Consider the following 422-nt stretch of genomic DNA (forward strand, 5'->3'; position numbering starts at 1 on the left):
GGCATGATCGATGCTCGGTTCCCATTCGAGCTCGTCCATCACATCGCGCTGCAATTGATCATCGGTCTTCTTCAACATGTTCGCCTCCTTTGGCCAAGAAGATCGCCGGCTGAACCAACGACCAGTGTTTCGGTCGGGCGAGTTTGGCCAAAGGCGGCAGCGCTACCAATTGGTATGAATCCTTAAGGACGGTTTCGGCCGCATTCCCGGCATCCCAGAAACAAAACGCCCCGCCGACGTCGCCGGCAGGGCAGTAGGGGAGGTGATAAAACCGCAGTGTCAGGTCCCGCAGGACCGCGGCGCGGGCGAAATCACCGCCGCCCGCATGGTCACCATAAGGAATCTCCGCACCAAAGCATTGACCTCGATCAAAACGGCCCGCGCCAGACGGATTGAAATCAGGATGCCGCAACGTGCTTCGG

Annotated in this window: 1 protein-coding gene; it reads right to left on the minus strand. The window is 59.0% G+C overall.

Annotated features, from left to right (window positions below; all coding sequences use genetic code 11):
• Nucleotides 1-58 precede the first annotated feature (58 nt).
• The coding region (locus GWE18_RS42105) for a hypothetical protein (protein WP_275191333.1) at nt 59-422 on the minus strand (364 nt) is incomplete at its 5' end.

Source organism: Bradyrhizobium sp. CSA112 (genome assembly GCF_029051645.1).
In the GTDB taxonomy this organism is placed as follows: domain Bacteria; phylum Pseudomonadota; class Alphaproteobacteria; order Rhizobiales; family Xanthobacteraceae; genus Bradyrhizobium.